General features: G+C 55.8%; 6 protein-coding genes. 5 read left to right on the forward strand and 1 reads right to left on the reverse strand.

Going from position 1 to position 4,609, the window contains the following annotated elements; all coding sequences use genetic code 11:
- Positions 1-293: 293 nt before the first annotated feature.
- The gene (locus tag ACNKID_RS10420) at positions 294-686 is read left to right on the forward strand and encodes a type II toxin-antitoxin system VapC family toxin (RefSeq protein ID WP_417913369.1); all 393 of its coding nucleotides are present in this window, start codon (positions 294-296) and stop codon (positions 684-686) included.
- A 3-nt stretch (positions 687-689) separates the two neighbouring features.
- Complete coding sequence (locus ACNKID_RS10425; protein WP_417913370.1) at positions 690-911, forward strand: hypothetical protein; 222 nt, start codon at positions 690-692, stop codon at positions 909-911.
- 30 nt (positions 912-941) lie between these two features.
- Here ACNKID_RS10425 and ACNKID_RS10430 read toward each other — a convergent pair whose 3' ends face one another.
- Positions 942-2,717 carry a tetratricopeptide repeat protein gene (locus ACNKID_RS10430; RefSeq protein WP_417913371.1) on the reverse strand — a complete coding sequence of 592 codons (1,776 nt, stop codon included), beginning with the start codon at positions 2,715-2,717 and terminating at the stop codon, positions 942-944.
- Between the two features lie 468 nt (positions 2,718-3,185).
- On the opposite strand from ACNKID_RS10430, the gene ACNKID_RS10435 reads away from it, so the two are divergent.
- The 3 genes from ACNKID_RS10435 (at position 3,186) to ACNKID_RS10445 (ending at position 4,493) form a co-directional block, all read left to right on the forward strand.
- Positions 3,186-3,542 carry a hypothetical protein gene (locus tag ACNKID_RS10435; RefSeq protein WP_417913372.1) on the forward strand — a complete coding sequence of 119 codons (357 nt, stop codon included), beginning with the start codon at positions 3,186-3,188 and terminating at the stop codon, positions 3,540-3,542.
- A gap of 69 nt (positions 3,543-3,611) precedes the next feature.
- Positions 3,612-3,998, forward strand: coding sequence for a nucleotidyltransferase family protein (locus ACNKID_RS10440; protein ID WP_417913373.1), 387 nt, complete (start codon positions 3,612-3,614; stop codon positions 3,996-3,998).
- A gap of 15 nt (positions 3,999-4,013) precedes the next feature.
- The gene (locus ACNKID_RS10445; RefSeq protein ID WP_417913374.1) at positions 4,014-4,493 is read left to right on the forward strand and encodes a hypothetical protein; all 480 of its coding nucleotides are present in this window, start codon (positions 4,014-4,016) and stop codon (positions 4,491-4,493) included.
- The last annotated feature ends 116 nt before the right edge of the window (positions 4,494-4,609 follow it).

The following is a 4,609-nucleotide window of genomic DNA, read 5'->3' on the forward strand; positions in this document are numbered from 1 at the left end:
GGGCAAGCTTGGTCTGATTTGATGCCTTGAACGCCTTTGCAGGGGCGGCGCACAAACTGCCCCTGCCGCCCTGCCATCTTCTCCTTCATTTCATCGTAGTCCTTCTGGCAGCCGCTGATGCGCGAATGCCCGGCAGGAAGTTTTGCCCGGAGCTGTCCTGCTCAACGGCTGCGCTGTTCATCGTTTCCCTGCGGTGCGCCGGGTTGCTGTTCGGTTGGAAAGAAGTTATGATAGAAGATGCCAGCATTTTTTTGCGCCAGTTTGACGTGTTGGCTCTATAACTTGAGAGAACGATGAAGGCCGTTGCAGACACATCTGTTGTCATCTCGCTGCTGACCAGCGAGCAGGAGCGGCGGGAGCTGCTGCTTGCGCTGGAGAACTATGAATTGGTCTGCGTTGCCAGCGTGGAAGCGGAAATCGGCAATGCAGTGTCCGCAATGTTCCGGCGGGGCAGAATTTCTTTGGCGCAGGGCATGGAGATCATTGTAGGATTCCGGTCAGCAAAATTCCGCATTCTGCCCTTGAACCTGCCACGCGCCGTGGAAATCAGCCACAGCCTTGGCATCTACGCCTATGATGCCTACGTGCTGGAGTGCGCGGAACGTCTGAACGCGCCGCTGGTCACATTGGATCGCGGCATGAAGCTGGCCGCGAAGCGGTTGAACCTTACCCTTATTGAGGTGTGAGCCATGCTGACATACAGTGCGTTGTATGCGCAGAACAATTTTGCAGAACTTCTGAAAAAGGCCAAAGAGGCGCATGAAGTGCTGATCGAAGCGGAAGACGGGCTGTGTTTCCTTGTCCGACTGCTGCCAGAGAGGAAGAGCAAATACAATCTGCCTGATGTGAATCTCGATCTGAGCCGCGAGGAGATTGTGCGTTTCGTCAGGGAAGGCCGCAATAGGGAATAATGACAGCCTCCTTCGGCCCGACGCGCCGTGTCATTGCGCCTGGGCCATCTTCTCCTTCATCTCATCGTAGTCCTTCTGGCAGCCGCTGATGCGCGAATGCCCCGCAGGGAGTTTTGCCTGCAAGATGGACAGGGCGCGTTGAAACAGCGGCTCCGCTTCTGCGTATCGTCCTTGGTCGCGGTAGAGATCGGCCATGATGCGCAGGGTGCTTGCGACAGCGGTATGGTCTTTGCCGAGTTTGTCCTCACGAATTTGAAGAGCGCGATGAAGCAGCGGTTCTGCTTCTGCATGCTTGCCTTGCGCCCGGTAAAGGCCAGCGAGATTATTGAGACTGGATGCGACGTATGAATGGTCTTTGCCCAAAGCATGTTCTCTGATGGAAAGGGAACGCAGATATAGCGGTTCTGCTTCTACATATCTTTCTTCTTGTCTATACAAGAAAGCAAGATTATTCATAGTTAGAGCTACAAGTGGATGATATTTCCCCAGAATACCTTCCCTGATAGCAAGCGAGCGCAGATATAGCATCTCTGCCTCTGCATATTTTCCTTGCTTTCTATATAACGCAGCAAGATTATTCATGCTCTCCGCTGTGTCAAGATGATCTTTGCCAAGATGTTTCTCTCTGATCTCAAGAGAACGCAGATATAGCGATTCAGCTTCGGCAAGGCGGCCTTGCTCTTTAAGCAATATCCCAAGATCATTCAACGTCTGCGCCACGCTCAGATGATCTTTGCCAAAATACTGTTCCTTCACAGCGAGGGCACGCAGATACAACGGCTCCGCCTCAGCATATTTTCCTTCCCGCCGGTACAGCACAGCCAGATCATTCAGCACTTCTGCCACATCGGGATGCTCTTTGACAAGAGCCTGTTCCTTCACCGCAACCGCCCGCAGGTACAACGGCTCCGCCGCCGCGTATTGCCCCAAGTCTTTATGCAGCAAAGCCAGCTCGTGCAGCGCGTCGCCAAGCGCGGCATCATTTTTCCCCTCCGCCTCACGCAGTTCCAGCAGCCGCTCCAGCCATTCCTGCGCCTGCTTGTACTCCGCGAGCTTGCGGGCCATCTTCCCGGCAGCCAGCAGATAGTCCGGGTTGTCCTTCTCCAGCAGCGCGGCTGTCCGGTACAGCTCCATCGCCTCGGCATAATTCACTTCGCCTTCAGACAGCTTGCCTTCGTGGTGCGCAGCCAAGGCCGCCGCTTTGCCCGCCTGCTTGCGCACCTCGGCAAAGGTCTCTTTCGCCGCCTTGGTGTCGTTCTGCCGCAGGCTGGCTTGCGCCTTTTTGATCTGCGCATCCGGCATCTGGCACTTCATCTGCTCAAGAGCCTCGTCCGCAGCTTTGCGGCGCAGCTGCTCCTCCTTCCAGCTCTCCCGGATGTCGGCCAAATGCCCCTGCACAGCCTGCAACTGCGCTTCAAGAAGCTGCCGCTGCTTGTCGTCGGCCATTGAGCCGGAGGCTTGCAGATCAAGAATCTGCTGGCGCAGCTTCTTCAGCTCCTCCTCATACTGCCGCATCCCGCCGGTCTGATCCGCCGCCGCGCCGGAACCGGCGGCAGGCTTCCATTTCAGGACTTCCTGCGCCGCAGCAACCAGCAGCGCGGCCAGCGCAGGAATCCAGACGGCCTTGTCATCCTTGCCCAGGAAAATCACAGCCGCCGCCGCCAGCACAATGACAAGGGAGAGCAGATGTTGCAGCCGCCCTTTGCGCTCGCCGCACTTGAGCAGCAAGGCCAGAGCAAGCAGGCCGCCGCAGGCCATCAGCAACGGCTGCTGATATTGGGTTGTCCAGACGCTCAGATTGTTCATCGCCAGCTCCTTCTCGTCTTTTGCGCGGGATCATTCCTGCCGCATCCGCCTATTATTCTCCAAACTCGCCAATCTTTCAAAAAAAATTCGGCAGCTACCCGCTGCGGCTTCCTTGCGCTCCTTGCTCATGAGCTTTGCAACGTGCAAAAGCTGCTTCCGCATGTTCAAAAGGAGCTTGCGGACGAGCAAATTCTCTGCTCAGACGTTCAAAAGCTGTTTTCAAACATCTGAATGGAGCTTTTCAACGTGCAAAAGCTGCATTCACATGTTTAAATAGAGAAAATAGATGTCCGAATGCTGCATTTACACGTTTGAATGCTGTTTTCATACATCTGAACAGAGCTTTCGGACGTGCGAATGCTGTTTTCACACGTCTGAAAGCAGCATCGCAACGTGCAAAAACAGCATCCGAATGTCCGAAAGCTCCTTTGCAGCGAAGAAAAACCCGTTCATCACGGAGGAAAGCTCATGGCCTTCAAACGAAGAGGCTCGCAGATCGTTGCTGATGCCCAGCAGCGTGCCGCCAACCTCAAAGCGATTGATCAGAATCTGGATTTGGGCAACGGCCTCACCCTTGCCGACTATCTCGCCAAGATTGCCGAGGCGCAGACCTCCTTGGCGGCCTACAACATCCAGCTGGCCCAGGCAGATGGCTTGGGCAACGACTTCAAGGCGGTTGAAAGGGCGCTGAGTTTTCTGTCCTCGCGGATGCTGGCCGGAGTCGGCGTGAAGTACGGCAAGGACAGCAACGAGTACGAGATGGCGGGCGGCACCCGCAGCAGCGAGATCAAGCGGAAAAAGAAGCCGGAGGAGCCTCCGGTGTAGGATGCGCTTCTGTCAGGCAACTCTTCCATCCGCCCCGGCAAGATCAAGCAGCAGCATCTCAGGTGAACTATGGGTAAAACTGCGCGGAACATGCTGCCTTGTCCTGAACAGATGGCTGTCTACCGCCGAACTGCCCTGCAAAGACAGACGCAGCGGCAGCAGCTTCGGGAGGAAAGGCGTGCGGCGGCACTTGCATTCGCCCGAGATGCCGCCGCGCTGCTGAAAAACGCATACGGTGCCGAGCGCGTCATCCTGTTTGGCTCTCTGGCCCGGCCCGGCATTTTTGATGAGCACTCGGATGTTGATCTGGCCGTGCAGGGGCTGGATGAACGGAGATATTGCCGGGCGCTTGCCCAGCTCATGAATCTCCAGCCGGATATTTCTGTTGATCTGATACGGCTGGAAGAAGCCTCGCCAAGCCTTGCGGATGCCATTCATGCGGGGATTACGTTATGAAAATTCGGGGAGCACATGATGAACTGCTATGCGGCGTTGTCCGGCAGAATCCAGCAGCAGCGCGCTGACCTGCACTATGTTGTCAGCCGCGCTGAAAACCTGTTGGAGAAGGCGCAGCGAAACAGCGACGACGGGTATCTTGATGGTGCCGCCTTAAATCTGCATGGATTCTACACTGGTGTTGAAAGCATCTTTGAAGACATTGCGCGGACGGTTGACGGCGATCTTCCGCAGGGGCATGACTGGCATAAACGGCTGCTTTTGCAGATGTCAGCAGAGATTCCAGATATCCGCATCCCGGTTATCCGGCCAGAAACGAAGCATTGCTTGGAGGAATACCGGGCATTCCGCCATGTGGTGCGCAATGTGTACACCTTCCGGTTCCGTTCATCCCGCATTGAAGAGCTGGTCTCTGAAGCGCGGGCCTGTTATGAGGCGGTTTTCTCGGACTTGGAGAATTTCTCGCTTTTTCTCAAAGAACTGGACGGGCCTTGACGGCATGGCGGATGAACCTGCGGCCAGCAAGGGCGGAAAACTTTTCGCCCCGGCGCGGAAAAACACTCAGGTTTTGGGCGCGAACGGCTTGAGCAGCTCTTTTTTGTCGATGTTGG

The sequence above is a fragment of the Candidatus Electronema sp. TJ genome (assembly GCF_048287355.1).
In the GTDB taxonomy this organism is placed as follows: Bacteria; Desulfobacterota; Desulfobulbia; order Desulfobulbales; family Desulfobulbaceae; genus Electronema.